This is a genomic window from Stenotrophomonas sp. S41 (assembly GCF_016624625.1).
Lineage (GTDB): Bacteria > Pseudomonadota > Gammaproteobacteria > Xanthomonadales > Xanthomonadaceae > Stenotrophomonas.
This window is the reverse complement of record NZ_JACVTV010000008.1, coordinates 1-23,113: the sequence shown is the minus strand read 5'-3', so window position 1 is coordinate 23,113 and position 23,113 is coordinate 1. Positions and strand designations below refer to the sequence as shown.

The window sequence follows — 23,113 nt, the reverse complement described above, 5'->3', positions numbered from 1 at the left end:
TCTCAGCGCACCTTCAGGGTGGCAAGGCCGATCAGCACGAGCACGACCGAGATGATCCAGAAGCGCACGATCACGCGCGGCTCCGGCCAGCCCTTCAGCTCGAAGTGGTGGTGGATCGGCGCCATGCGGAACACGCGCTTGCCGGTCAGCTTGAACGAGGCCACCTGGATCATCACCGACAGCGTTTCGATGACGAACACGCCGCCCATGATCACCAGCACCAGCTCCTGGCGGGTGATGACCGCGATCGTGCCCAGCACCGCGCCCAGCGCCAGTGCGCCGATGTCGCCCATGAAGACCATGGCCGGGTAGGTGTTGAACCACAGGAAGCCGAGGCCCGCGCCGGCGATGGCCGCGCAGATGATGACCAGTTCACCGGCACCAGGAATCTGCGGGATCTGCAGGTAGTTGGCGAACACCACGTTGCCCGAGGCGTAGGCGAACACGCCGAGGCCGCAGGCCACCAGCACGGTGGGCATGATCGCCAGGCCATCCAGGCCGTCGGTCAGGTTGACCGCGTTGGAGAAGCCGACGATCCAGAAGTAGGCGATGGCCACGAAGCTGATGCCAGCCAGCGGCAGCGCGATCGACTTGAACATCGGGATGTAGAAGGTCAGCGCGGCCGGCACGTCGGCGGTCTGCAGCAGGAAGATGCCAGCAGCCAGGCCGAAGATCGACTGCAGCAGGTACTTCCAGCGCGAGGCCAGGCCGTTCGGGTCGCGGCGCACGATCTTGATCCAGTCGTCGTACCAGCCGATGGCGCCGAAGCACAGCATGACGGCCAGCACCAGCCACACGTAGCGGTTGCGCAGGTCGGCCCACATCAGCACCGACAGGGTGACGGTGAGCAGGATCAGCGAACCGCCCATGGTGGGCGTGCCGGCCTTGACGAAGTGGGTCTGCGGGCCGTCGGTACGGATCGGCTGGCCGCCCTTGAACTGGGCAAGACGGCGGATCACCGCCGGGCCGAGCCACAGCGACAGGAACAGGGCCGTCAGCGCGGCAAGGATGGCGCGGAACGTCTGGTAGTTGAACAGCCCGAACAGGCTCTCCAACTGCTGCAACCATCGAGCCAGTTCATACAACATGCGGGGATTCCTCTCCTTGCGCCAGCAGCGCTTTGACAATCGTGTCCATGGCGCTGCCACGGGAACCCTTGACCAGGCAGCGCACGCCAGCGTGCAGCTCGTCCTTCAGCGCCTGCGACAGCGCGTCATGGGTGGCGAAATGACGGCCGCCTTCGCCGAAGGCGGTGGCGGCGGCGGCACTGAGCGGGCCCAGTGCATACAGGCGCTTGAGGCCGGCGGCACGTGCGCGCAGGCCGGCCTGCGCGTGCAGGGCTTCGGCGTCCGGGCCCAGCTCGCGCATGTCGCCCAGCACCAGCCAGCCCTCTTCCGGGGCGGCAGCCAGGGCATCGATGGCGGCGGCCAGCGAACCGGGGTTGGCGTTGTAGCTGTCGTCCACCAGCACCGCGCCGCTGCGCAGCTGGTGGGCGATCTGGCGGCCCGGCACCGGCTGCGCCGCAGCCAGGCCCGACGCCACCAGGGCCAGGTCGATGCCGGCGCCCAGCGCCAGGCTGGCCGCGGCCAGCGCATTGCTGACGTTGTGCCGGCCCGGCAGGCCGAGTGCGATGCGGACCTCGCCCTGCGGCGCGATTAGGGTGAACTGGCTGCCCTGCGCACCGGCGCGGATGTCGCGCGCGGTGACGTCGGCGCTGTGGTCCAGGCCATAGCGCAGCACCCGGCAGCGCGCCGGGGTACCGATGAAATGCTGTTCGAACCAGCGGCCGTAGGCATCGTCGACATTGATGACGGCCACGCCATCGGCCGGCAGCGCGGCATAGATCGCGCCCTTGGTCACCGCCACGCCGAGCAGGCTGCCCATGCGTTCCAGGTGCGCCGGGGCGATGTTGTTGACCAGCGCATAGCGCGGGCGGGCGATGTCGGTCAGGTAGGCGATGTCGCCCGGCTTGCCGGCGCCCATCTCGTAGACGGCGTAGTCGGCATCTTCCGGGGCATCGATCACCGCCAGCGGCAGGCCGATCTCGTTGTTGCGGTTGCCCGGGTTGGCGTAGACCACCTTGTGCGCGTGCTCGGCCACCTGCTGCAGGATCGCCAGCAGCAGGCTCTTGACGCTGGTCTTGCCGTTGCTGCCGGTGATCGCGAACACCTCGGTGTCGCGGTCGCGCTGCATGCCGGCGGCAATCCTGGCCAGGGCCAGTTCGCTGTCAGCCACCAGCACCTGCGGCACATCCAGCGGCAGCAGGCGCTCGACCAGCAGCGCGCTCGCGCCACGCGCCTGCGCATCGGCGGCGAAGTCATGGCCGTCGAAACGCTCGCCGCGCAGGGCCACGTACAGGCTGCCGGCGCCCAGGCTGCGGGTGTCATTGCTGACCGCATCGATGGCCACGTCGTCGCCGTGGATCTCACCACCGGCCCAGTGCGCGATCAGCGAAAGCAGGGTGCGCTTCATGCGATGCCCTCCCCTGCCTGTGCTGCCAGCACACCGGCTTTCGCAGCCAGCGCGGCGGCCGACACTTCGGTGTCGTCGAAGTCATGGCGCACGCCGTTGACCTCCTGGTAGGGCTCGTGGCCCTTGCCGGCGATCAGGATGATGTCGCCCGCACCGGCGCGCTTCACTGCCAGGCCGATCGCACGCGCGCGGCTGCGCTGCACGGTCACGGCGGAGGCATCGGTGAAACCGGCGAGGATGTCGGCCACGATCACGTCGCCGTCTTCGCCACGCGGGTTGTCGTCGGTGACGATGACCTGGTTGGCCAGGCGCTCGGCGATGGCGGCCATCTGCGGGCGCTTGCCGGTATCGCGCTCGCCACCACAGCCGAACACGCAGTACAGCGTGCCCTGCAGGTGGCCGTGCAGGCTTTCAAGCGCCTGTTCCAGCGCATCGGGGGTGTGTGCGTAGTCGACCACCACGGTGGGCAGGCCGTCTTCACCGCCGAGGCGGTTCATGCGGCCACGGATAGGCTGCAGTGCCGACAGCACTTCGGCGATGCGCTCGATCGGTTCGCCCAGTGCATGCAGGCTACCGGCCACGGCCAGCAGGTTGTCCACGTTGAAGCGGCCCAGCAGCGGCGACTGCACCGCAGCGCGCGCGCCGTCGATGACCAGTTCAAAGCCGATGCCGCGACCATCCAGCTGCAGGCCTTCGGCACGCACGCTGGCACCGGCGGCACCGCGCGAGCTCAGGCCGATGGCCTGCACGCTGGCCGGCAGGCCTGCGAACAGTTCACGACCGAAGGCATCATCCAGGTTCACCACCGCGGCCTTCAGGCCCGGGCGGTGGAACAGGCGTGCCTTGGCCGCGCCGTAGCTGGCCATGTCACCGTGGTAATCCAGGTGATCGCGGGTGAGGTTGGTGAACACCGCCACGTCGTAGTGCACGGCATCCACGCGGCCCTGGTCCAGCGCGTGCGAGCTGACTTCCATCGCCACCGCACGTGCGCCGTCGTTGCGCAGCTGCGCCAGCAGCGCATGCATCTGCAGCACCAGCGGGGTGGTGAAGCCGGTCGGCTCGACCGCGCCATAAAGTCCGGCGCCCAACGTGCCGATACTGCCACTGGGCGTACCGAGCAGGTGCCAGGCCTGGGCCAGCAGCTGCACGGTGGAGGTTTTGCCGTTGGTGCCGGTCACCCCCACCATCGTCATCGCACGCGAGGGCGCACCATGGAACTGGTCGGCCATGGCGCCGAGGCGTGCGCGCAGGCCCGGCACGGCGATGGCATCAGCCGGGGCCGGCAGCTCGGCCGGGGCCGGCGGTTCAAACAGGATGGCGCTGGCACCGGCCGCGCGCGCCTGTTCGACAAAGCCCAGGCCATGCGCACCGAAACCGGCGATGGCGACGAAGGCATTGCCGGGGCGCACGGCACGGCTGTCCAGCACCAGGCCGGTCAGAACGGGATCGTTGCCCGCCAGGGCAACATCCGGAAGCAACTGCGAAAGCAACATCGAAGGACTCATTGCGTGCCTCCCGCGGGCGGGGCCGGCACATGGTTCTGCGCGCTGGGCAGCGCGGCGTCGAATTCGGCGGCGGCATCGGCCGGCAGCGCGGCCTCGGCCGGCGGCGCCGGCAGGATGGAGGCCGAATGCCCCATCTTTCCGGACTGCTGGGCAGCCAGCCACGACTGCAGGTCGTCCAGCGGGACGTCCATCAGGCGCAGGGTGCCTTCCATCACGTTGTGGTACACCGGCGCCGACACCAGGCCGCCGTAGAACTTGCCGCCCTGCGGGTCGTTGATGACGATGACGGTGGCGAAGCGCGGGTTGGTGGCGGGCACCACGCCGGCGAACAGCGAGTTGTAGTGGCCACGCTCGTAACCGCCCGGGCCGGCCTTGCGCGCGGTACCGGTCTTGCCGGCCACGTGGTAGCCCAGCACGGCTGCCTGCTTGGCGCCGCCCTGGGTCACCACCGTTTCCATCATGGCCACGACTTCCTTGGCCACGCTCTCGTCGATGATCTGCTTGCCTTCGTTGCGCTGGCCCTTGACGAAGGTCGGGGCGATCAGCTTGCCGCCGTTGGCCAGCGCCGAGTACGCGGTCGCGATCTGCAGCGGCGTCACGTTCAGGCCGTAACCGTAGGACATGGTGGTCTTGGTGGCGCCATCCCAGTTGCCCGGGCGGCGCACCACACCACCGGATTCACCGGGGAAACCGCTGTGCGGCACCGAGCCGTAGCCGAAACGACGTACGCCGTCATAGAAGGTCTGGTCGGTCATCTTCGCAGCGATCTTGGCGGCGCCGATGTTCGAACTGCGGGTGATCACCCCGGTGACGTTGAGCACGCCGTTGTTGCGCGGCACGTCACGGATGGTGAAGCGGGCGACCTGCATGTAGCCCGGGTTGGTATCGATGATGGTGTCCTTGGTCACCGCACCGGACTGCAGCGCGGTGGCGATGGTCAGCGGCTTCATCGTCGAACCCGGCTCGACCAGGTCGGTCACGGCGCGGTTGCGGCGCGTGTCCGGCACTGCACCGTTCAGCGAATTCGGGTTGTAGGTCGGCAGGTTGACCATGGCCAGGATCTCGCCGGTGGCCACGTCCATGATCACCATCGAACCGCCGGCCGCCTTGTTGGCCACCAGCGCGTTGCGCAGTTCCTTGAAGGCCAGGTACTGGATGCGGCGGTCGATGCTGAGGGTCAGGTCCTTGCCCGGCTCGGCGGCGCGCAGCAGGTCGCTCTCCACCGTTTCGCCCTTGCGGTTGCGGATCACCCGCTTGGCGCCGGCCTTGCCGCGCAGCCATTCGTCGAAGGCCAGCTCCAGCCCTTCCTGGCCGCGGTCATCGATGTTGGTGAAGCCCAGCACGTGCGCCATCGCCTCACCCTGCGGGTAGAAGCGACGGAACTCGCGCTGTGCGGCCACGCCCGGAATCTTCAGCGCGACCACTTTCTCCGCGTCGTCCGGATTGATCCGGCGGCGCAGGTACATGAATTCCTTGTCCGACTTCTGCGACAGGCGGCTGCTCAGCTCGTCCACCGACATGCCGACCGCCTGGGCCAGCTCGGGGATGCGGTCCGGTGCACGCAGCAGGTCCTGCGGGTTCACCCAGATCGAGGCGACCGGGGTCGACACCGCCAGCGGCTCACCATTGCGGTCGGTGATCATGCCGCGCGAGGTCTTGATCGGCAGCTCGCGCAGGTAACGTGCCTCACCCTGGCGCTGGTAGAAGTCGCTGTTGATGATCTGCACGTAGGCCGCGCGACCGACCAGCGACACCGAGCACAGGCCGAGCGCCAGGGCGACCCAGCGCAGGCGCTGGCGCAGGTTGAAGGCGTTGCGCGGGCGGTTGCGGCCGGTCTTGCTCATGGGCGCACCACCACCACGTCGGCGGCTTCAGGGAACTTCATGCCCAGCTTCTCGCGGGCCACGCGGTCGACGCGGTTGGCTTCGGCCAGGGTGGCCTGCTCCAGCTGCAGGCGGCCGAACTCCAGGTTGATGTCATCACGCGTGCGCTCGGCACGCGACAGCTCGATGAACGTCTGCCGATGACGGTGACGCACGAACACGACGCCGATCGCCGAGGCCACGGTGCAGGCCAACAGGATGATCAGCAGCAGCCGGCTCATGCATCGGCCTCCCGCTTCTGTGCCACGCGCAGCACGGCGCTGCGGGCACGCGGGTTGGCGGCCAGTTCTTCATCGGTGGCCTTGATGGCACCGCCGATCAGGTCCAGGGTCGGCACGAAGGCGACGGCCTCGGGCAGGCGGCGGTTGGCCGGCGGCGCCTTGGCCAGGCGGTTCATGTACTGCTTGACGATGCGGTCTTCCAGCGAATGGAAGCTGATCACCGCCAGGCGGCCACCGGGCTTGAGCCGTTCCACGGCCGCATCGAGCCCGGCTTCCAGATCGGCCAGCTCGCGGTTGATGTGGATACGGATGGCCTGGAAGCTGCGCGTGGCCGGGTGGATCTTGTCCTTGCCACGCGGCATCACCGAGGCGATCAGCTCGGCCAGTTCGCCAGTGCGGGTGAAGGGCTGCTTCTCGCGGCGGGCGACGATGGCACGGGCGATGCGGCGGCTCTGCCGCTCTTCGCCGTAGGTCCACAGCACTTCGGCAATCTCGCGGTCTTCGACGCGGTTGATCCACTGCGCCGCGCTTTCGCCGCTGTCCGGGTCCATGCGCATGTCCAGCGGGCCGTCCTTGCCGAAGCTGAAACCACGCTCGGCCACGTCCAGCTGCGGCGAGGACACGCCGAGGTCGAACAGCACGCCATCCAGGCCGTCGGCCGTCGCATCCCACTGCAGCAGCTGGGCGAAGCTGCCACGGAAGATGGACACGCGCGGGTCCGGCGCGAAGTCGCGCTCGGCCACGGCGATGGCTTCCGGATCCTTGTCCATGACCAGCAGGCGCCCCTCCGGGCCCAACTGGGTGAGCACGCCGCGTGCATGACCGCCACGACCGAACGTGCCATCCAGATAACGTCCGTTTTCGATCACCCTCAGGCCGTCAATGACCTGGGTGTACAGGACCGGCAGGTGCACCGCCGGCGACTGCGACACCGGAAGGTGACCGGTCTGCGCTTCTGGGCGCATCCGGGCACCCCGGCTCACAACTTCAGGTCGAGCAACCCATCACCCAGATCCTCGTCAGACAATGTCTGCTGGATCAGGGCACGATGCGCCTGCTCGCTCCACAATTCGAATTTGTCGCCCATACCGAGCAATACCGCCTTTTTTTCAATGCCCACCGCACCGCGGTGGCTGGCGGGAATGCTGATACGACCGTTGCCGTCCAGCTCCAGGTGGGCGGCCGAGCCGACCAGCTTCTGCTGCAACAGGCGCACGACGCGCTGGGTGTTGGGCTTGGACATCACGTCGTCGCGGACCCGTTCCCATTCCGACTCGGCATACAGCCACAGGCAGCCGGCTTCGAACGGGTTGTAGGTCAAAACAAGACGGTTGTTGCTGGCACGCGCGACGAGGTCGCGGTAGGCGGTGGGAACCGCCATGCGTCCTTTATCGTCAACTGTGATGGCCGTCTCGCCCTGGAACACGACGCGTGCACCCTTCCTTCGCCCGGTGAAACATTGAACCACGAAAACCCACAAAACACCCGGTTTTCCCTCTGATGCCCACCTTAGCAGCGGCCCTAGGGTTGTCAACAACTTTTCAGCGGGGAAATCGCCAGCCACATCAATGGCTTGCGGCAATGTTTAGAGAATTGTTCAAGGCTTATCCACAAGTTGCTGATCCGTCTCAATTTTTGAGATTGAACAGAAGTTCAGGGGTGTGGAGACGGCGTGAAACATGGCTTGCGCATTCATCCAGGACGGGCTGAAAGCGGCGTCGGACTGCGCAAACCGGGCACAATGACGCCATGTGCCTGCTTGCTCTTGGCTGGTTACGTCACCCGCACTGGCGATTGGTGATGACCGGCAACCGCGATGAGTTCCACGCCCGCCCGACCGCGGCCCTCGCCCCCTGGCAGGACGAGCCGTCCATCATCGGCGGACGCGACCTGCGTTCGGGCGGTGGCTGGGCCGGTGCAGGCCGTGCCGGGCGCATGGCCGTGGTCACCAACGTGCGTGACCCGCTGGCCGCCCAGGCCGGTCCTTCGCGTGGTGCGCTGGTGGCCGATTTCCTGCGCGGCCGCGAACCGGCCGCCGTGCACATGGACCGCCTGGCCGGCATCGCCGCGGCATATGCTCCGTTCAACCTGTTGTTGGCCGATAGCGACAGCCTCGAGTACCTGGGCAACCATCCTGCCGAGCGCCAGACGCTGGGACCGGGCGTACACGGCATGTCCAACGGCGCCCTGGACGCGCCCTGGCCGAAGACCCGCCGGCTGATGGCCGCACTCTCGACCTGGCTGGACGACGACGGGGCCGCCGACGGGGTCGGATCCCTTTCGCAAAGCGAAAGGGCTCTGACCCCCTTATGGAATGCCCTCGCCGACGAACACCGCCCCGCCGACAGCGACCTGCCCGACACCGGCATCGGCCTTGAACGCGAGCGCTGGCTGAGCCCGGCCTTCATCCGCGGCGACGACTACGGCACGCGTGCCAGCACCGTGCTGCTGATCGATGCCGAGGGCCATGGACAGATGCACGAACGCCGCTTTGGCGCGCAGGGCGTATTCCTGGGCGAGAGCCGCGTCGCGTTCTAGGTAGAGTCGAGCTTGCTCGACTGCCTACGCCATGCGTGGATGACTGCACGCCCAGTAGATCCACGCCATGCGTGGATGGCATCGCCGATCTGAGAAATGGAGGCGGAGCCGGCCGATAAGCCGGGTTCTGTCGTGGACAGTCATTCCTCTAGGCGTTACGTCGCCGCAACGCTCAAGCAACCTACCCGGATCCAACGCGGGCCGCGCCAATGGATCCCTATTTGGTCTTGCTCCAGGTGGGGTTTGCCGTGCCGGTCTGTTACCAGACTCGCGGTGCGCTCTTACCGCACCATTTCACCCTTGCCGGCCTTCCGAAGAAGACGTAGGCGGTATCTTTCTGTTGCACTTTCCGTCGGCTTGCGCCGCCCAGGCGTTACCTGGCACCTTGCCCTATGGAGCCCGGACTTTCCTCGGCACCCCCGAAGGGATGACGCGACTGTCTGGCCGGCTCCGCCAACGCGCATTCTAGCCTACGCAGCCCTTTTCTGCCGTGTTGATCGCGGCACGCGGTTCATCCATCCACGCATGGCGTGGATCTACAGTAGAGCCACGCCATGCGTGGCTGCGCCCCTCATCAGCTGCCGTACAACGCCTTGCGCGGGGCGCCGGTCAGTTCGGCGGCCAGCTTGGCGGCAGTCGACGGCGGCAGGTGCTCGCTCAGCTTGGCGTAGACGTGGCGACCGTGCGCCAGCTGCGCTTCGGCGTCATCGCCGGCGCCCTGCACCATCACCACGAACTCGCCCTTGCGCTGGTTCTCGTCGGCCTCGACCCTGGCCAGCAGGCCGGCCAGATCACCATCCAGCACGGTCTCGAACAGCTTGGTCAGCTCGCGTGCCAGCACCGCCGGGCGCTCGGCGCCGAAGATCGCCGACATGTCCGCCAGCGATTCGGCGATGCGGTGCGAGGATTCGTAGAACACCATCGTGCGCACTTCGCCGGCCAGCGCTTGCAGGCGGTCGCGGCGGCCGCTGGCCTTGGCCGGCAGGAAGCCCTCGAAGCTGAAGCGATCGCTGGGCAGGCCAGCCACGCTGAGCGCAGCGATGGCCGCGCAGGCACCGGGGATGGGGCTGACCTTGATGCCGGCCGCGCGCGCGGCGCGGACCAGGCGGAAGCCGGGATCACTGACCAGCGGCGTGCCGGCATCGCTCACCAGCGCCAGCGACTCGCCGGCCTGCAGGCGCGCCACCAGGCGCTGCGACAGGGCCTCTTCGTTGTGCTCGTGCAGGGCCACCAGCGGCTGCTGGATGCCGAAATGGGACAGCAGCTGGCCGCTGCGGCGGGTGTCTTCGGCACAGATGGCCGCCACCGAGCGCAGCACCTCCTGCGCGCGCGGGCTCAGATCGGCCAGGTTGCCGATCGGCGTGGCGACGACATACAGGGTTGGCACACTCATTTCAGCGGTACTCACGGGGCAAGGGTAGAATCCTAGCGTGTACCTGGCCAAGGCCGCTGCCCTCATCGCATGGACCCGATCATGAACAAGCCCGCCGCACGCATCTCCGCCCTGTCGTTGTCGCTGATGCTTCTGGCCGGTTGTGCCACCACCAGCCTTACCAGCGCCCCCGAATCGCCGGCCCAGAGCCAGGCGCTGGCGCTGATCGAACAAGGCAAGCCGCGCGACGCTGCCCTGCAGCTGGAAGCGCAGGCCGCCACCCTGCGCGGCGGTGCCCGCAGCAACGCCCTGGCCGATGCGGCCTGGGCCTGGCACCTGGCCGGTGATAGCGCCCGCGCACGCAGCCTGCTGGGCCAGCTGACCGCCCGCCAGCTGTCCGGCGCCAGCCTGCAGCGTTTCCAGCTGACCAGCGCCGAGCTGGCCCTGGCCGACAAGCAGCCGGCACACGTGCTGGTCCTGCTGAAGGACGCGGGTGACAACGTGCACCCCAGCCTGCGCACGCGCTGGTACATGGCCCGCGCCCAGGCGCTGCAGGCCAGCGGTGACAGCTTCGCTGCCGCCGCCGAGCGCGCCCGTGCCCACGCCGGCCTGGCCGGGACCGCCCGCAGCGATAACCAGGCCGCCATTTCCGGCCTGCTGGGCACGCTGGACGACGCCACCCTGCGCAGCCGCGCCGCGGCGCTGCCGGCCAACGACCCGCTGTACAACTTCACCGGCCGTGCGCTGATCGCCCGCGGCCTGCCGCTGCCGCGCCCGTTCGACCGCGACGGTGCCGCCCAGTTCGATACCAGCAAGCGCCCGCCGGCGCTGAGCGATGGCTACCGTCCGCCGGCGAAGATGGCCGTGCTGCTGCCGCTGAGCGGCCGCCTGGCCACCGCCGCACAGCCGGTGCGCGATGGCCTGCTGGCCGCCTATTACGGTGAAAGTCGCCGCCGCCCGGACATCAACTTCTTCGATACCGCCGGTACCCCGGCCGGTGCGCTGGCCGCGTACGACAAGGCCGTGGCCTCCGGTGCCGACTTCGTGGTCGGCCCGCTGGGCCGCGACGAAGTGGATGCGGTCTACGGCCGCCAGCCGCTGCAGGTGCCGGTGCTGGCCCTGAACCGCGGCAAGGATGCGCCGCCGGCCGGCAGCGCGGGCTTCTCGCTGGCGCCGGAAGATGACGGCATCGTCGCCGCCGAATACCTGCGTGGCCGTGAGCGCAACCGCGCCCTGGTCATCAGCAGCAACGACGACACCGGCCGCCGTGCCGCCGCCGCCTTCGCCCAGCGTTTCGCCCAGCGCGGTGGCCAGGTGGCCGCCACGGTCTCCGTTGCCGAAGCCGTGGGGGATGTCAGCGCGCAGGTGCGCAACGCCGGGCAGATCGATGCCGTGTTCCTGGCCGTGCGTGCCCCACAGGCACGACTGCTGGCACCGCAGCTGGCCCTGGCCGGTGCCGGTGGCGCAACGCGCGTCGGCACCAGCCAGCTGACCACCGGCAGCGGCAAGGCCGAGGAAGACGTGGCGCTGGACGGCATCATCTACCCGAACGAAGCCTGGAACGTGCGCAGCGTGTCCGGCCTGCCGTCGGCCGCGCAGGTGGGCCAGACCCTGCCCAGCGCGCGCGGTGCCGCCGGCCGCCTGTTCGCCTTCGGCGCCGATGCGTGGAAGATCAGCGCCTACCTGGAAAAGCTGTCCAACGAAGGCGGCCTCGATGGCGCCACCGGCACGCTGTACCTGGACAGCAACGGCAACATCCTGCGCCAGCCGGCGTGGTCCACCTTCAGCGGTGGCCGCCCGATGCCGATCGTCGGTGGTCGCTGAGCACCTGCAACGGGGCTCGGCGGTGGAAGCCGCCGCCGAGCAGCACCTGCAACAGGCCGGGTTGCAGCCGCGCGCACGCAACGTGCGCTACCGCGGTGGCGAACTGGACCTGGTGATGGACGACGCGGGCACCGTGGTGTTCGTGGAAGTGCGTTACCGCGCACGCGCGGATTTCGGTGGCGGCGCGGCCTCGGTGGATGCGCGCAAATGCCGGCGCCTGGCCCATGCCGCGCTGCTGTACCTGCAGGAGCACCCTGCCCTGGCCGATGCGCCCTGCCGTTTCGATGTGGTGGAGGCCAGTGGCGATCCGCCGCAGCTGCGCTGGCTGCGCGATGCGTTCCGGTTGGATGATTGCTGATGCCGTCGATCATCACCCATGCCGCCGTGCCGCTGGCGCTGTGGTGCGCTGCTGATCGCGGCCGCATTCCGCCGCGCCTGCTGGCCGCCGGCGTGATTGCCGCCATGCTGCCCGACGCCGACGTGCTGGCGTTTGCCCTGGACATTCCCTACGCCGATGCGTTCGGCCATCGTGGCGCCAGCCATTCGTTGTTGTTTTCCGGCGTGCTGGCCGCGTTGGCGGCGGTGCTGGCGTTCTTTGGTAGTCGCCGACCTTGGTCGGCGGTTTCGAGCCAACCAAGGTTGGCATCTACGACATCCACCGTGCAGGCCACGGTGTTCGTCTTCGTCTGCGCGGCCAGCCATCCGCTGCTGGATGCGATGACCTCCGGCGGGCTGGGCGTCGCCCTGGCCTGGCCGTGGAGCGAGCATCGCTTCTTCGCACCGTGGCGGCCGATCCGCGTTTCACCGTTTGCCCCGCAGTTCTTCAGCGCGCGCGGCCTGGCCACGCTGCTGTCCGAGCTGCGCTGGGTGTGGCTGCCGCTGGCCACCGCCGTAGTCGCCTGGAAACTGATCCAACCCGCCCCTGCCGTCCCCCGGAACCCCTCATGAGCACTGCCCTGCCCGCCGCCCTCGTTGCCGAACTGTCCGCCCTGCTGGGCGCGGAGGGCTGGCGCATGGATGACGGTGCGCTGGAGGCCAACGCACAGGACAACTCATGGCGCCGCCAGCGTCCGGAAGCCGTGGCGCTGCCGGCCGACATCGAACAGGTGCAGGCGCTGGTGCGCGCCTGCCGCACGCACGGCGTGGCCCTGGTCGCACGCGGTGCGGGCACCGGCACCACCGGCGCGGCGGTGCCGCAGCCGGGCAGCATCGTGCTGTCGTTCACCCGCATGGACCGCATCGTCGAGATCCGCGCCGGCGACCGCTGCGCCGTGGTGCAGCCCGGTGTGTTGAACGGCCCGCTGCAGCAGGCGCTGGCGCCACACGGCCTGTTCTGGGCGCCGGACCCGTCCAGCGCGGAGATCTGCAGCATCGGTGGCAACCTGGCCTGCAATGCCGGTGGCCCGCGCGCGGTGAAGTACGGCACCAGCCGCGACAACGTGCTCGGACTGGTCGCGGTCACCGGCACCGGCGAAGTGATCCGCTGCGGCGGCGCCTACACCAAGGACGCCACCGGCTATGACCTGACCCATCTGCTGGTGGGCAGCGAAGGCACGCTGGCACTGATCGTGGAAGCGACGCTCAAGCTGACCCCGCTGCCGGTCACCCAGGCCGGCCTGCGCGTGCTGTACCGCGATGCCGATGCCGCGGCCGCTGCGGTATCGCGGCTGATGTCACAGCCGGTGGTGCCCACGCGCCTGGAATTCATGGATGCACGCAGCCTGGAACTGCTGCGCTTGAATGGCGCCGACGTGCCCGAGGCTGGCGCGATGCTGCTGGTCGAAGCCGATGGCGACCACGACACCCTGCCCTACCTGCTGCAGGCGCTGGCCACTGCCGCCGAAGGCGACGGCATGATCGAACTGGATGTGGCGATGGAAGGCCGCGCCCGCGACCAGCTGTGGGCCGCGCGCAAGGCGCTGTCGCCTGCACTGCGCAGCGTTGCGCCGGGCAAGATCAACGAAGACGTGGTGGTGCCGGTGTCGCGCATTCCCGATCTGGTGGCCGGCGTGCAGGCGCTGGCGCGCGAGTACACGCTGACCATCGTCACCTTCGGCCATGCCGGCAACGGCAACCTGCACGTCAACATCCTCTACCACCCGGAGGATGCTGACGAGAACGCGCGTGCGCAGGCGGCGCTGCCGAAGATCTTCGAACTGACGCTGGCGCTGGGCGGCACGTTGTCGGGTGAGCATGGCATCGGCCTGGCCAAGCGCGATTTCATGGCGCAGGCGTTCACCCCGGCCACGCTGGCCACGATGCGCGCGATCAAGGCCGCGCTGGACCCGGACGGCATTCTCAACCCGGGCAAGGTGCTGCCGGCGGCATAGCGGTTGGTAGCTGCCAACCTGGGTTGGCACGCGCGCCAGCGCGCCCGCTTCAGGCACCACGACACCTGCCACAGCGTGCCAACCAAGGTTGGCACCTACCAGAGCGATTGCGCGCTTGTCGCGATCTGCATGTTCGTGCAGCCGCCGCCGCGCCGCTGCAAGCATTCGTAATTCTTCTACCTTTCCAACTTTTCTCATTGGGCTGCGGGCGCTGACCGCCCATCCTCGACATGCCACCGACAACGGGTGGCACGGGCTTGCAATCCCGTTGGGTAACTTCGTTGTTTACGCTTGTCTGCCGGCGTCGTGCATCCCCTGTGCGCGGCGTCGGCAGGCAATCCGTCCGCGTTTGTATGGCGGGCGGTGCGTGGGGGCCTCGTGCCCGCCGGCGTTTCGCGAAGTTACCACCGGTATTGCAACCACGCACCGTCCGCCACCCTCGCAGTCCCGCGCGGGTGGCGTCCTGCTTCATGCACAAGGACGCCGAGATGACCACGACCAAGTACCCCTTCCTGTTCGCCACCCTGGGCGACGCCGCCGCGCGCCTGCCCGATGATCTGGCGCGCACGCTGGAAAGCACGCTGGCCGCCACCGATGCCGTCAACGTCCCCGAACGCACGCCCGAAAGCATCACCGTGTTGAACTGCCTGCGGCGCATCCGCCAGGTGGAAGCCGCCAATGGCCAGCCGTGGCCGAACGATGGCCACACGCCCGGCCAGAGCATGGCACTGGCCCGCATCGACCGCGCCAATGCCGGGCAGACCTTCCTGCTGGAACTGCTGCACGCCATCGAACGCACGCGCGTGGATGGCGATGAAACGGAACAGGTGGGTGATGGCGCACGCGAAGGGCTGTTGTTTGCCTGCCGTGCGTTGGCCGAGTACGTGGATGTGCAGCTGCGCGCAGCGTGAGGTTTCGGGGTCAGATCCCTTTGCGGTGCAAAGGGCTCTGACCCCGTACAGAGAGCAGCCACGCGTGGCGTGGCTCTACTGCGCGCGTAGTGCGCGCATGCCCTCAATCGTAGGCGGCAGTCACCACGATCTCGGTGGAGATGTTGCCGGCGTTGATGCCAGCATTCGACCCGATGTAGTAGCCCGCGCGCAGGGCATAGCTGGCCGTGGCACCGGTCACGGCAACCGTCTGGGCATCACCCTTCTTCAGGTAATTGGTACCAGTGGTGCCCGACAGCAGCGCGATCGAAACACCGGTGGCTGGCGTGGTCGTGGCCGTGTTCTTCCAGCGCTGGGCATCGCCATCGGCCTCGGTACCGTCGAACGATAGACGGGCCCGGACCACGCCCACGCAACCGGCGAAGTTCAACGCGCCGGCCTTGAGGTTGACCGGCGTGGCGACGGCCATTTCATCAGCCTTCACCGGATCGAGGGTGATGTCCGTGGCGGTCATGGTGCAGGTGCCAGGCAGCACCGTACCGCTGACGGTGAGCGTCGCCGTATCGGCCAGCGCACTCGCGGGCAGCACAACCAGCAACAGGGGAAGCAGGGACTTGGGCATGTCAGGTTCCTTTTCAAAGCGGATGGATCAAGGGGACGCAGGCGGCAGCGAAGTGCGGACCTGCAGGCCAGGAGGCAGCGGCGGATCGGGCATGCAGATGGCCTGGGTCCACGACAGCCCGTAGGCATCGGGTGCGTCGGGTAGCTGGTAAATCAGCCGGCAGCGCTGCGGGCCGTCGGGGTCGACCACCAGCACACCTTCGGCCTGCGCACCGCGCAGCGCGATGACACTGCCCTGGCCCACGGCCCCCCTGTGCTGGCCCCGCGCGTCTTCCACACGCGCCGCGAATGGCAACGGCTGGCCCAGTGCATCGGTGGCATCGATGTACAGCGTGCGTTCGCGGCGCACCTCGAAGGCCACGCGCACGATGCTGCCGGCCGTGGGCGCAACACGCTGCGAGGTCTGCAGCAGCTCCACCTCCAGCGGCAACCCGGAGGGATCCAGTTCAATCTGGTTCCAGCGGTAAGGGCTGATGTGCGGAAGCACCGCGTAGCCGTTGCCAGCAATGCGCACGTCGCCGCCACTGCCGACGCGGGCATTGGCCGCCCCCTTGGCCTGCACCAGCGCGAAGCCCTCGCCCACGGGCAGGCCCAGCTGCACACCACCGGCATGGGCCACCACACTGCCCGACAGCCCCAGCGACTGGCTGTGCCGGTTGCCAGTCTGGCTGTAGCCCATATCAACGGTGCCATGCCGGCCGCGGTAGCTGGCAAACGCATCGGTGCTGCTGCGGCTCGCAGTTGCGCGGGTGGAGGACAGGCTGTAGCTGAGCGCCTGGTGTTCGCCGGCGGTTCCGCTCACACCCACCTGGCGCTGCATGTCGCCCGTGCCTGAGCGGCTCAGCTGGCTGTTCAAGCGTGGCGCAGCAGCGCTCTGGCCCAGCGGCACGCTGAGGGTGAGCGCGTAGCGCGTGTCCAGGCGGCCGTCGCCCAGCCGGTAGCGCAATGCCGAAACCCCATAGTTCACTGGGCCCCAGGCGCTCTGGAAGCCCAGCTGCACATCATTCTGGCGCTCGCTTCGATCCCAGTACGCAACATGGCCGCCGCTGAGGTACAGGTTGCTGCGCGTGCCCAGCCGCTGCGACAGGTTGAACTGGTAGCGCTGCCGCGCACGCCCTGCTGGCGCCCAGGCATCGTCGCGCAGGCGGGCAGTATCAGCCAACGTGTGGAAACCCTCGGTACTGTAGCGATAGGCCGCCAGACCCACGTGGGTCGCACTGGCCGCAAAGTAGCGCTGGTAGTTCAGCCGGTAGCTGTTGCCACGGGCCACACCGGCACCCGGCAGGCGTGCGCGCGCATGGGTGACGTCCGCGCCGAACGCACCGAACGTGGTGTTGATGGCCGCGCCCCCCAACACAGCGGCGTAGCGCTCGCCCAGCTGGCTGCCGCCGAGCAGGGTCAGCCGGTTGTTGATGCCCCGCACGTAGGTGCCTTCGGCAAAGCGCAGCGGCGCGAACACCCCGTCCTGCGCGCGCAGCGCACCGACCGTAGCACTGAAGCGATGCGTGCCTGCACGCAGGGCCTGTGGCACGGCGGAGAAGTTCACGTTGAAGCGCTGGCTGCGGCCGTCGGCCTCCTGCACGGTGACTTCCAGATCGCCACCGAAGCTGGTCGGGTACAGGTCGTCAATCTGGAACGGCCCCGGTGCCACGTTGCTTTCGTGGATCACCCCGCCGTTCTGGCGGATGGTCACCACGGCATTGCCTTCGGCGATGCCCCTGACCACCGGTGCATAGCCGCGCAGCGAGTCGGGCAGCATGCGCTCGTCGGTCGCCACACGCACACCGGTGAAGGCAACGCTGTCGAACAGCTCGCCCCCGGTGCTGGACTGGCCCAGCAGCAGCTGGCTGTTCCATGCGGGAAGGTCACGCTGGGCGTGGCTGCTGATGACGTCGTGGCGGCTGCCTTCATGTGTGCTGCGGTTGAAGGTGGCGCGGTGGCGCAGGCGCCAGTCGCCCAGGTTCACCCCCGCACGTACGCCCAGGTAGCTGCTGTCGCGGCCAGCGCTGCGGAAATGGTTGGCGCTGTAGTCAACGAAGGCCGCGTTGATGCCACGGTCGCGCAGCTCCGGTGCCACGTAGCCACGCACCGCCGTGGCCTGTGCGGCCTGCGGCACGGTGATCGACAGCTGCAGGGTGCTGCTGTCGAAGGCCACGGTTGCACCGTCAACCAGCGTGGGCAGATCCACGCAGTCGTCGTCGGCAGGCAGTGCTGCCAGATACGCCGGTTTCAGGCCCAGCCCCGCCACCAGGCTCGCCGGCAGGCATGGGCGCGCCACCGCAGCGTCGTCAGATGTCACGAAGGTGATATCGCGTGCGGCAACGAAACGGTCATTCAGATGCAGGTCGACGGCGTAGATGCCCTCGGGCACCGGGTGGCCCTGTGTGTAGCGCGACAGATCAATGGCCTCGCCACCGATCAGGAAGCCCTCGCTGAACTCCAGTGCAGGCGCGCCCGTTGCGCGCGCGGGGAGCGCAAGCGCAACCGCCACGCTCAGCAGACCTAGCGAAGGCTTCATCGGTAGGTGGCCGTCAGCACAGCTTCGCCCTTCACCGTGCCAGGCACCAAGGCCGACGGCATGCGCAGGTAGCGCGCCGTGAACGGAATGGCCTGTACGCCTTTCAGCGAGAAGCCATGGCTCCAGGTACTGCCGAACTGCACTGGCACGCCCGCCTGCAGCAGCTGGATCTGCACGCCGCCCGCCGTGCTGCCCGCCGCCAGCGCAAGCACGCCGTTGGTGCCACCGGCAGCGTTGGCGTCGGCCACGGATAGATCGACATCGACGTTGGCGCTCGGGCAGTTCATCGAAACGCCGAACGCCGACTCCCTTGCAGTGTCTCCGGCGCTGGCCAATGCATTGGCCGACACGTCGTCCAGCGTGTGACTGGCCGCAGACAGCGTGCACGTCAGCACGGGCACCGTCAGCTGCACCGAGATGGTGTGCCGCACGCGGTTACCGGCATCGCTCTGCGACCACACTTCGAGCGTCCCCAGCGACGCGGCAGGAATGCTTTCCATCGCGCCGCCACGGAAGAAAGCGTAGACATTGATGGCTGAATCAAACAGCCCCTGCGTGGTTGGGACGAACTGTGACCGGGTGACTTCACCGGCGCGCAACGGCGTACGCTCGTAGTTGCCACCTGTCAGCTCGCCAATGGTGTGGTTGAAGATCAGCAGCGGGCTGCGCGGACTGGTCTGGTAGGCAGGGTAGGTTCTTGCCTCATAGACGATGTCACGTACATAGGTGAGCCCAGCCGCCGGCATCTGGATCGACAAAGTCTCTGTACCCAGCGTGCAGTTGAATGCCTCGGCGGCCGTGCTTGCACTACCGGAGAAGCGCGTGTCGGGTCGGTCGATGTTGGGCATGGTGAGTGCCAGGTCCAGCGTCCCGTCACGGGTGCCGTTGCGCTGGCAGGCCGCCTCTACGCTGCCGGCATAGAGCAGCAGCGCCGGCAGCAGCAGCCGGCCAGAAAAGATGGGAGTGGGAGCGCGCACAGCTGCACCTGCCTGGGATCATCAGGGCGGCGATTCTAGGTGGCTGGTAATGGGGCGAACATGCAACAAGTTGCAGAATCAGGGCGGACGCAGACTATTGCAATTTGTTGCATTCCCCAGCGAATGGCGGCGCATGATACTGCGCTCCCTTGATCAATGATGGAAGCAACCCATGAATTTCCGCTTGGTGATACTGCCTCTGCTGCTGTGCGCAGCACCGTCCGCCTTTGCCGAGAAACTGGAGGTCACCGGTGAACTGGTCACCAGTACCTGTGCCGTCAATTCAGCCGGTGGCACCATCACCGTGCCGATGGGCAAGGTCGATCTGGCCTCGGTCAATGCCGATACGCGTGCCGGCCAGAAGAACTTCTCGATCCAGCTGGACTGCACCGGCTCGGGCGCTGCGCAGGACGTCAGCGTCCGCTTCGGCGGGCTGCCGCATGGCAGCACTGGCAACCTTGGCCTGACCGCCGCTTCCACCGCCCGCAACGTGGGCGTTGCCCTGTACGACGCGGCCGGCAACCACCAGAAAATCGGCGAGGACCCGGTGCAGTGGGTGACCATCGCCGCGGGCGGCAGCGGTCAGTTGAATTACAGCGCCTGGTATGCCTCCCCGGCCCAGGATGCAGAGGCGGGCATCGCCAACGCATCCGGCGACTTCGTCGTGCTCTACAGGTAACGGCACTTTTCATGGGCGATCCACGGATGGAACGCCCACTCTGGGATGAGGTGAACCATGTCCTTCCGCTCACTTGGCGTGCCTGCTGCAGTGCTGACAGCAGTGCTGGCCGCCGCACCAGCACCGTCCGCGTCGGCGGCGGTTACGCTGCAGGGCACGCGTATCATCAACGATGCCGGCAAGGGCCGCGATGTCACGGTGTCCGCCAACAATGTGGGCACGCAGCCCGCGCTGGTGCAGGTCTGGATCGATGCAGGCGATGGCCATGCGCGTCCCGAAGACGTGCGCACGCCGTTCCGGCTGACCCCGGCCGAACCGCGCCTGCTGCAGCCGCACCAAGGGCAGGCCTACCGCATCACGTATGCGCCACGTCCCACGGACGGAGCACTGCCCAGCGACCGGGAGTCGGTCTTCTACTTCAACCTGCTGGACATACCGCCAAAGCCGACCGATGCCGGCACGCGCAACCTGCTTCAGTTCGCGGTGCGCACGCGGGTGAAGCTGTTCCACCGCCCGGCGGGCCTGTCTGGCCAACCACGCGATGCGGCCGGCCTGCTGCAATGGCGTGCGCACGGTGGTGCATTGCAGGTACACAACCCGAGTGCCTACCACGTGACCTTGAGCAGCGTGACCCTGCCCGATGGGAACGCGCTGGAGGTGGACATGATCGCGCCCGGTGCACAGGCCGAGTTCCTGCTGCCGAAGGACAGCGCGTTGCCGGCTACAGTGAGGTTCCAATGGTTGGATGACCACGGCACCGCGCGCGATGCGGAAGCTGCTGTCGTGCAGTGAGGTGACTGGGGCGGTCACACACCGCTCTGGTAGGTGTCAACCTTGGTCGACACGGTTGCGCGCGTGCCAACCAAGGTTGGCATCTACCCAGGCAACGTGGTGGCGCCGGGCCTGCCCAGCGCGCCTCTCTATCAGGCGAAGTGCTGGTAACCGCCGCTGGCGGCTTCGCCATCCACCTGCACGCCCTGCCCTTCGGTGATGCGGCCGACGCGGGTCAGCGGCACATCCAGCGATTCGGACAGGTACAGCAGCGCGTCGCGCTGGTCGGCGGCGGCGGTGAAACACAGTTCGTAATCGTCACCACCGTGCAGCGCGCACTCGCGGGCACCGTCGCGACCCAGCAGGCCACGCAGTTCCGGCGAGATCGGCAGTACGTCGGCATCGATCTGCGCGGCCAAGCCACTGCGTGCCGCGATGTGGCCCAGGTCAGCCACCAGGCCATCGGACAGATCCACGGCGGCATGCGCGAAGGCACGCAGGCGCAGGCCGAGGGTGACGCGCGGGGTGGGCCGCAGCAGGCGCAGGCGCAGGGTTTCGTAGTCACCCAGCAGCGTGGCGGTGGCCACGTCCAGCGCGCCCTGCTGCCACAGCTTCAGTGCACCGGCGGCATCACCGATCGTGCCACTCACCCAGACATCGTCGCCGACCTGCGCGCGGTCGCGGCGCAGGGCTTGGCCGCGGCCGACCTGGCCCATCGCGGTCACGGTCAGCGACAGCGGGCCACGCGTGGTGTCGCCGCCGATCAGGGCGATGTCGTGCTGGTCGGCCAGGGCGAAGAAGCCTTCAGCAAAGGCGTCGATCCACTCTTCGCTGGTGTCCGGCAGCGACAGCGCCAGCGTGCACCACGCCGGGCGTGCGCCCATCGCGGCCAGGTCGGACAGGTTGACCGCCAGGGTCTTCCAGCCGATGTCGTAGGCCGGGGTTTCCGCCGGAAAATGCACGCCGCTGTTGAGCGTATCGGCGGTGACCACCAGTTGCTCATTCGCACGCGGCTGCAGCAGCGCGGCGTCATCGCCGATGCCGAGCAGGATGTCGTCGCGCTCGGTGGTGCGGGCGCGGATGCGGTCGATGAGGGCGAATTCGGCCAGGGACATGGGGCGCTCCGGCGGGTTGCATGGATGGGCGGCGGGCGCGGGCGGATGATGCCGACGAGATGAACCGGCGGGGTGGAACCGACGCGGCGGAACCGATGGGGCGGAACCGATGGGGTAGAGTCGACTGTTAGTCGACTGTTAGTCGACTGTTAGTCGACTGTTTTCCCGTCCGACACCACGACTGCTGATCGAAAAGCAGTCGACTAACAGTCGACTCTACCAAAGCAGGTTCCCGCGCCGTTCGAAGTCCAGAGCAGGTTCCCGCGCCGTTCGAAGTCCAGAGCAGGTTCCCAGCCATGCCAACCAAGGTTGGCACCCACCAGAAGCAGAATCGGGTCAGTGACCCGATTCGACCTTGCGCCATTCGACGGCGGCACGATCCAGCACGCCGTTGACGTAGGTGTGGCCATGCTCGGACCCGAAACGCTTGGCCGATTCGATGGCTTCGTTGATGACCACGCGGTACGGCACGTCCAGGCGGTAGCGCAGCTCGTAGCCGGCCAGACGCAGCACGGCGCGTTCGATGGCATCCACTTCTTCGATGCCACGGTCCAGGTACGGGCCCAGGGCTTCGTCGATGTCGCGGCGGTTGTCCAGCACGCCATGCACCAGGGCTTCGAAATACGCCAGATCGGCGATTTCGCGGGCCTGTTCGTGGGCGAACTGGGCGATCAGCGACTGTGCGTTGCCGCCGGAGATCTGCCAGGCGTAGAGGGCCTGCACGGCACGACGGCGGGCGCGCGAGCGCAGCACCGGGTCGATGCCATCACGGCGGACGGGTTTACCGGAGGGCTTGCCCTGGGTGTTCTTGTTCATGGCAGTTGCTCCAGCAGGTTGACCATTTCCAATGCAGCGATTGCGACTTCTTCACCCTTGTTGCCATGGCTGCCACCGGCGCGGGCCTCGGCATCCTCGGCGCGTTCCACGGCCAGCACGCCGTTCAGCACCGGCACGCCGAAATCCAGCTGCACGCGCATCAGGCCTTCGGCGCAGCGGTCGGCCACGTGTTCGTAGTGGCGGGTGTCGCCACGGATGACGCAGCCCAGGGTGAGGATGGCGGCGTGTTCATGGGCAGCTGCCAGGCGCGCGGCGACCAGCGGCAGTTCCCAGGCACCCGGCACGCGGATCACGTCGATGTTGGCTTCGGCAATGCCGTTGCCGGCCAGGCTCTGGCGGGCGCCAGCAACCAGGGTATCGGTGATGCGGGCGTTCCAGCGGCTGGCCAGGATGGCAAAGCGCGCCGACTCGGGGGTGCGAAGATCGCCTTCGTAGTGGCTCATATGCGGCTTGGGGGTTCGATAAGGGGGTGATTCTACCGTGGATGGGCCCCGGGGCGCCCGTGGGTAGTGGGGGGGGGGGGGGGGGGGGGGGGGGGGGGGGGGGGGGGGGGGGGGGGG

22 protein-coding genes and 1 other RNA gene are annotated in these 23,113 nt (G+C 68.0%); 8 read left to right on the top strand and 15 right to left on the bottom strand.

The annotated features are described in order from the left end of the window. Positions 1 to 2: 2 nt before the first annotated feature. Genes mraY through mraZ form a run of 7 tightly spaced genes read right to left on the bottom strand, consistent with a single transcriptional unit; the run spans position 3 to position 7,507 of the window. Complete coding sequence (mraY, locus tag IAE56_RS03375; RefSeq protein ID WP_079220628.1) at positions 3 to 1,088, bottom strand: phospho-N-acetylmuramoyl-pentapeptide-transferase; 1,086 nt, start codon at positions 1,086 to 1,088, stop codon at positions 3 to 5. Further along, positions 1,078 to 2,472, bottom strand: coding sequence for a UDP-N-acetylmuramoyl-tripeptide--D-alanyl-D-alanine ligase (murF, locus tag IAE56_RS03370; RefSeq protein WP_200751457.1), 1,395 nt, complete (start codon positions 2,470 to 2,472; stop codon positions 1,078 to 1,080). The genes mraY and murF overlap by 11 nt, the downstream gene beginning before the upstream one ends. After that, positions 2,469 to 3,977 (bottom strand): UDP-N-acetylmuramoyl-L-alanyl-D-glutamate--2,6-diaminopimelate ligase, encoded by a 1,509-nt coding sequence (locus IAE56_RS03365; protein WP_200751456.1) that lies wholly within the window; start codon positions 3,975 to 3,977, stop codon positions 2,469 to 2,471. Before IAE56_RS03365 ends, murF begins: the two co-directional genes overlap by 4 nt. Next, entirely contained in the window at positions 3,974 to 5,821 is a 1,848-nt protein-coding gene (locus IAE56_RS03360; protein ID WP_200751455.1) for a penicillin-binding protein 2, read from the bottom strand. Before IAE56_RS03360 ends, IAE56_RS03365 begins: the two co-directional genes overlap by 4 nt. Further along, the gene (ftsL, locus tag IAE56_RS03355; RefSeq protein ID WP_079220624.1) at positions 5,818 to 6,081 is read right to left on the bottom strand and encodes a cell division protein FtsL; all 264 of its coding nucleotides are present in this window, start codon (positions 6,079 to 6,081) and stop codon (positions 5,818 to 5,820) included. Before ftsL ends, IAE56_RS03360 begins: the two co-directional genes overlap by 4 nt. Then, on the bottom strand, positions 6,078 to 7,046 hold the full coding sequence (rsmH, locus tag IAE56_RS03350; RefSeq protein ID WP_200751454.1) for a 16S rRNA (cytosine(1402)-N(4))-methyltransferase RsmH: 969 nt from the start codon (positions 7,044 to 7,046) through the stop codon (positions 6,078 to 6,080). Before rsmH ends, ftsL begins: the two co-directional genes overlap by 4 nt. A gap of 14 nt (positions 7,047 to 7,060) precedes the next feature. Then, a complete protein-coding gene (mraZ, locus tag IAE56_RS03345; RefSeq protein WP_004143635.1) occupies positions 7,061 to 7,507 on the bottom strand; it encodes a division/cell wall cluster transcriptional repressor MraZ in 447 nt (148 codons plus the stop codon). 323 nt (positions 7,508 to 7,830) lie between these two features. On the opposite strand from mraZ, the gene IAE56_RS03340 reads away from it, so the two are divergent. Next, a complete protein-coding gene (locus tag IAE56_RS03340; protein WP_200751453.1) occupies positions 7,831 to 8,619 on the top strand; it encodes an NRDE family protein in 789 nt (262 codons plus the stop codon). Between the two features lie 100 nt (positions 8,620 to 8,719). Here IAE56_RS03340 and rnpB read toward each other — a convergent pair. After that, an RNA gene (gene rnpB, locus IAE56_RS03335) (RNase P RNA component class A) lies at positions 8,720 to 9,071 on the bottom strand. Between the two features lie 122 nt (positions 9,072 to 9,193). Further along, positions 9,194 to 10,012, bottom strand: a complete 819-nt coding sequence (rsmI, locus tag IAE56_RS03330) for a 16S rRNA (cytidine(1402)-2'-O)-methyltransferase (protein ID WP_200751452.1) — start codon at positions 10,010 to 10,012, stop codon at positions 9,194 to 9,196. A gap of 81 nt (positions 10,013 to 10,093) precedes the next feature. On the opposite strand from rsmI, the gene IAE56_RS03325 reads away from it, so the two are divergent. From IAE56_RS03325 to IAE56_RS03305, 5 genes are all read left to right on the top strand, one after another. Beyond that, on the top strand, positions 10,094 to 11,815 hold the full coding sequence (locus IAE56_RS03325) for a penicillin-binding protein activator (RefSeq protein ID WP_200751451.1): 1,722 nt from the start codon (positions 10,094 to 10,096) through the stop codon (positions 11,813 to 11,815). After that, complete coding sequence (locus tag IAE56_RS03320; RefSeq protein WP_174213483.1) at positions 11,805 to 12,173, top strand: YraN family protein; 369 nt, start codon at positions 11,805 to 11,807, stop codon at positions 12,171 to 12,173. The genes IAE56_RS03325 and IAE56_RS03320 overlap by 11 nt, the downstream gene beginning before the upstream one ends. Then, a complete protein-coding gene (locus IAE56_RS03315; protein WP_200751450.1) occupies positions 12,173 to 12,763 on the top strand; it encodes a metal-dependent hydrolase in 591 nt (196 codons plus the stop codon). The genes IAE56_RS03320 and IAE56_RS03315 overlap by 1 nt, the downstream gene beginning before the upstream one ends. Continuing rightward, positions 12,760 to 14,145, top strand: coding sequence for an FAD-linked oxidase C-terminal domain-containing protein (locus IAE56_RS03310; RefSeq protein ID WP_200751449.1), 1,386 nt, complete (start codon positions 12,760 to 12,762; stop codon positions 14,143 to 14,145). Before IAE56_RS03315 ends, IAE56_RS03310 begins: the two co-directional genes overlap by 4 nt. Before the next feature lie 488 nt (positions 14,146 to 14,633). Continuing rightward, on the top strand, positions 14,634 to 15,056 hold the full coding sequence (locus tag IAE56_RS03305; protein ID WP_200751448.1) for a hypothetical protein: 423 nt from the start codon (positions 14,634 to 14,636) through the stop codon (positions 15,054 to 15,056). Positions 15,057 to 15,159: 103 nt separating this feature from the next. Here IAE56_RS03305 and IAE56_RS03300 read toward each other — a convergent pair whose 3' ends face one another. Genes IAE56_RS03300 through IAE56_RS21270 form a run of 3 tightly spaced genes read right to left on the bottom strand, consistent with a single transcriptional unit; the run spans position 15,160 to position 19,151 of the window. Further along, positions 15,160 to 15,657 (bottom strand): fimbrial protein, encoded by a 498-nt coding sequence (locus IAE56_RS03300; protein WP_200751447.1) that lies wholly within the window; start codon positions 15,655 to 15,657, stop codon positions 15,160 to 15,162. 27 nt (positions 15,658 to 15,684) lie between these two features. Beyond that, positions 15,685 to 18,174: a fimbria/pilus outer membrane usher protein gene (locus tag IAE56_RS03295; RefSeq protein WP_200751446.1), complete on the bottom strand. Its 2,490-nt coding sequence runs from the start codon at positions 18,172 to 18,174 to the stop codon at positions 15,685 to 15,687. Beyond that, positions 18,171 to 19,151: a fimbrial protein gene (locus IAE56_RS21270; RefSeq protein WP_325167160.1), complete on the bottom strand. Its 981-nt coding sequence runs from the start codon at positions 19,149 to 19,151 to the stop codon at positions 18,171 to 18,173. Before IAE56_RS21270 ends, IAE56_RS03295 begins: the two co-directional genes overlap by 4 nt. Positions 19,152 to 19,323: 172 nt before the next feature. On the opposite strand from IAE56_RS21270, the gene IAE56_RS03285 reads away from it, so the two are divergent. Together IAE56_RS03285 and IAE56_RS03280 are read left to right on the top strand one after the other, a co-directional pair. Beyond that, positions 19,324 to 19,830: a fimbrial protein gene (locus tag IAE56_RS03285; protein ID WP_199932242.1), complete on the top strand. Its 507-nt coding sequence runs from the start codon at positions 19,324 to 19,326 to the stop codon at positions 19,828 to 19,830. A 57-nt stretch (positions 19,831 to 19,887) separates the two neighbouring features. After that, on the top strand, positions 19,888 to 20,622 hold the full coding sequence (locus IAE56_RS03280; protein ID WP_200751445.1) for a fimbria/pilus periplasmic chaperone: 735 nt from the start codon (positions 19,888 to 19,890) through the stop codon (positions 20,620 to 20,622). Positions 20,623 to 20,753: 131 nt separating this feature from the next. On the opposite strand, the gene thiL is transcribed toward IAE56_RS03280, so the two are convergent. The 3 genes from thiL to ribH all read right to left on the bottom strand — a co-directional run bounded on the left by thiL (position 20,754) and on the right by ribH (position 22,996). Further along, the gene (gene thiL / locus IAE56_RS03275) at positions 20,754 to 21,710 is read right to left on the bottom strand and encodes a thiamine-phosphate kinase (RefSeq protein ID WP_200751488.1); all 957 of its coding nucleotides are present in this window, start codon (positions 21,708 to 21,710) and stop codon (positions 20,754 to 20,756) included. A gap of 342 nt (positions 21,711 to 22,052) precedes the next feature. Then, on the bottom strand, positions 22,053 to 22,532 hold the full coding sequence (nusB, locus tag IAE56_RS03270) for a transcription antitermination factor NusB (protein WP_116862605.1): 480 nt from the start codon (positions 22,530 to 22,532) through the stop codon (positions 22,053 to 22,055). Next, positions 22,529 to 22,996 (bottom strand): 6,7-dimethyl-8-ribityllumazine synthase, encoded by a 468-nt coding sequence (ribH, locus tag IAE56_RS03265; protein WP_079220615.1) that lies wholly within the window; start codon positions 22,994 to 22,996, stop codon positions 22,529 to 22,531. The genes nusB and ribH overlap by 4 nt, the downstream gene beginning before the upstream one ends. Positions 22,997 to 23,113 lie beyond the last annotated feature (117 nt).

Excerpts from the sequence above, each read along its gene's own strand:
- ribH (WP_079220615.1), bottom strand. The coding sequence starts at position 22,996 with ATGAGCCACTACGAAGGCGATCTTCGCACCCCCGAGTCGGCGCGCTTT.
- IAE56_RS03280 (WP_200751445.1), top strand. The coding sequence starts at position 19,888 with ATGTCCTTCCGCTCACTTGGCGTGCCTGCTGCAGTGCTGACAGCAGTG.
- IAE56_RS03325 (WP_200751451.1), top strand. The coding sequence starts at position 10,094 with ATGAACAAGCCCGCCGCACGCATCTCCGCCCTGTCGTTGTCGCTGATG.
- nusB (WP_116862605.1), bottom strand. The coding sequence starts at position 22,532 with ATGAACAAGAACACCCAGGGCAAGCCCTCCGGTAAACCCGTCCGCCGT.
- IAE56_RS03295 (WP_200751446.1), bottom strand. The coding sequence starts at position 18,174 with ATGAAGCCTTCGCTAGGTCTGCTGAGCGTGGCGGTTGCGCTTGCGCTC.
- IAE56_RS03300 (WP_200751447.1), bottom strand. The coding sequence starts at position 15,657 with ATGCCCAAGTCCCTGCTTCCCCTGTTGCTGGTTGTGCTGCCCGCGAGT.
- IAE56_RS03285 (WP_199932242.1), top strand. The coding sequence starts at position 19,324 with ATGAATTTCCGCTTGGTGATACTGCCTCTGCTGCTGTGCGCAGCACCG.
- IAE56_RS03360 (WP_200751455.1), bottom strand. The coding sequence starts at position 5,821 with ATGAGCAAGACCGGCCGCAACCGCCCGCGCAACGCCTTCAACCTGCGC.
- IAE56_RS03315 (WP_200751450.1), top strand. The coding sequence starts at position 12,173 with ATGCCGTCGATCATCACCCATGCCGCCGTGCCGCTGGCGCTGTGGTGC.
- IAE56_RS03305 (WP_200751448.1), top strand. The coding sequence starts at position 14,634 with ATGACCACGACCAAGTACCCCTTCCTGTTCGCCACCCTGGGCGACGCC.
- ftsL (WP_079220624.1), bottom strand. The coding sequence starts at position 6,081 with ATGAGCCGGCTGCTGCTGATCATCCTGTTGGCCTGCACCGTGGCCTCG.
- murF (WP_200751457.1), bottom strand. The coding sequence starts at position 2,472 with ATGAAGCGCACCCTGCTTTCGCTGATCGCGCACTGGGCCGGTGGTGAG.
- IAE56_RS03365 (WP_200751456.1), bottom strand. The coding sequence starts at position 3,977 with ATGAGTCCTTCGATGTTGCTTTCGCAGTTGCTTCCGGATGTTGCCCTG.
- rsmH (WP_200751454.1), bottom strand. The coding sequence starts at position 7,046 with ATGCGCCCAGAAGCGCAGACCGGTCACCTTCCGGTGTCGCAGTCGCCG.
- IAE56_RS03310 (WP_200751449.1), top strand. The coding sequence starts at position 12,760 with ATGAGCACTGCCCTGCCCGCCGCCCTCGTTGCCGAACTGTCCGCCCTG.
- mraY (WP_079220628.1), bottom strand. The coding sequence starts at position 1,088 with ATGTTGTATGAACTGGCTCGATGGTTGCAGCAGTTGGAGAGCCTGTTC.
- rsmI (WP_200751452.1), bottom strand. The coding sequence starts at position 10,012 with ATGAGTGTGCCAACCCTGTATGTCGTCGCCACGCCGATCGGCAACCTG.
- IAE56_RS03340 (WP_200751453.1), top strand. The coding sequence starts at position 7,831 with ATGTGCCTGCTTGCTCTTGGCTGGTTACGTCACCCGCACTGGCGATTG.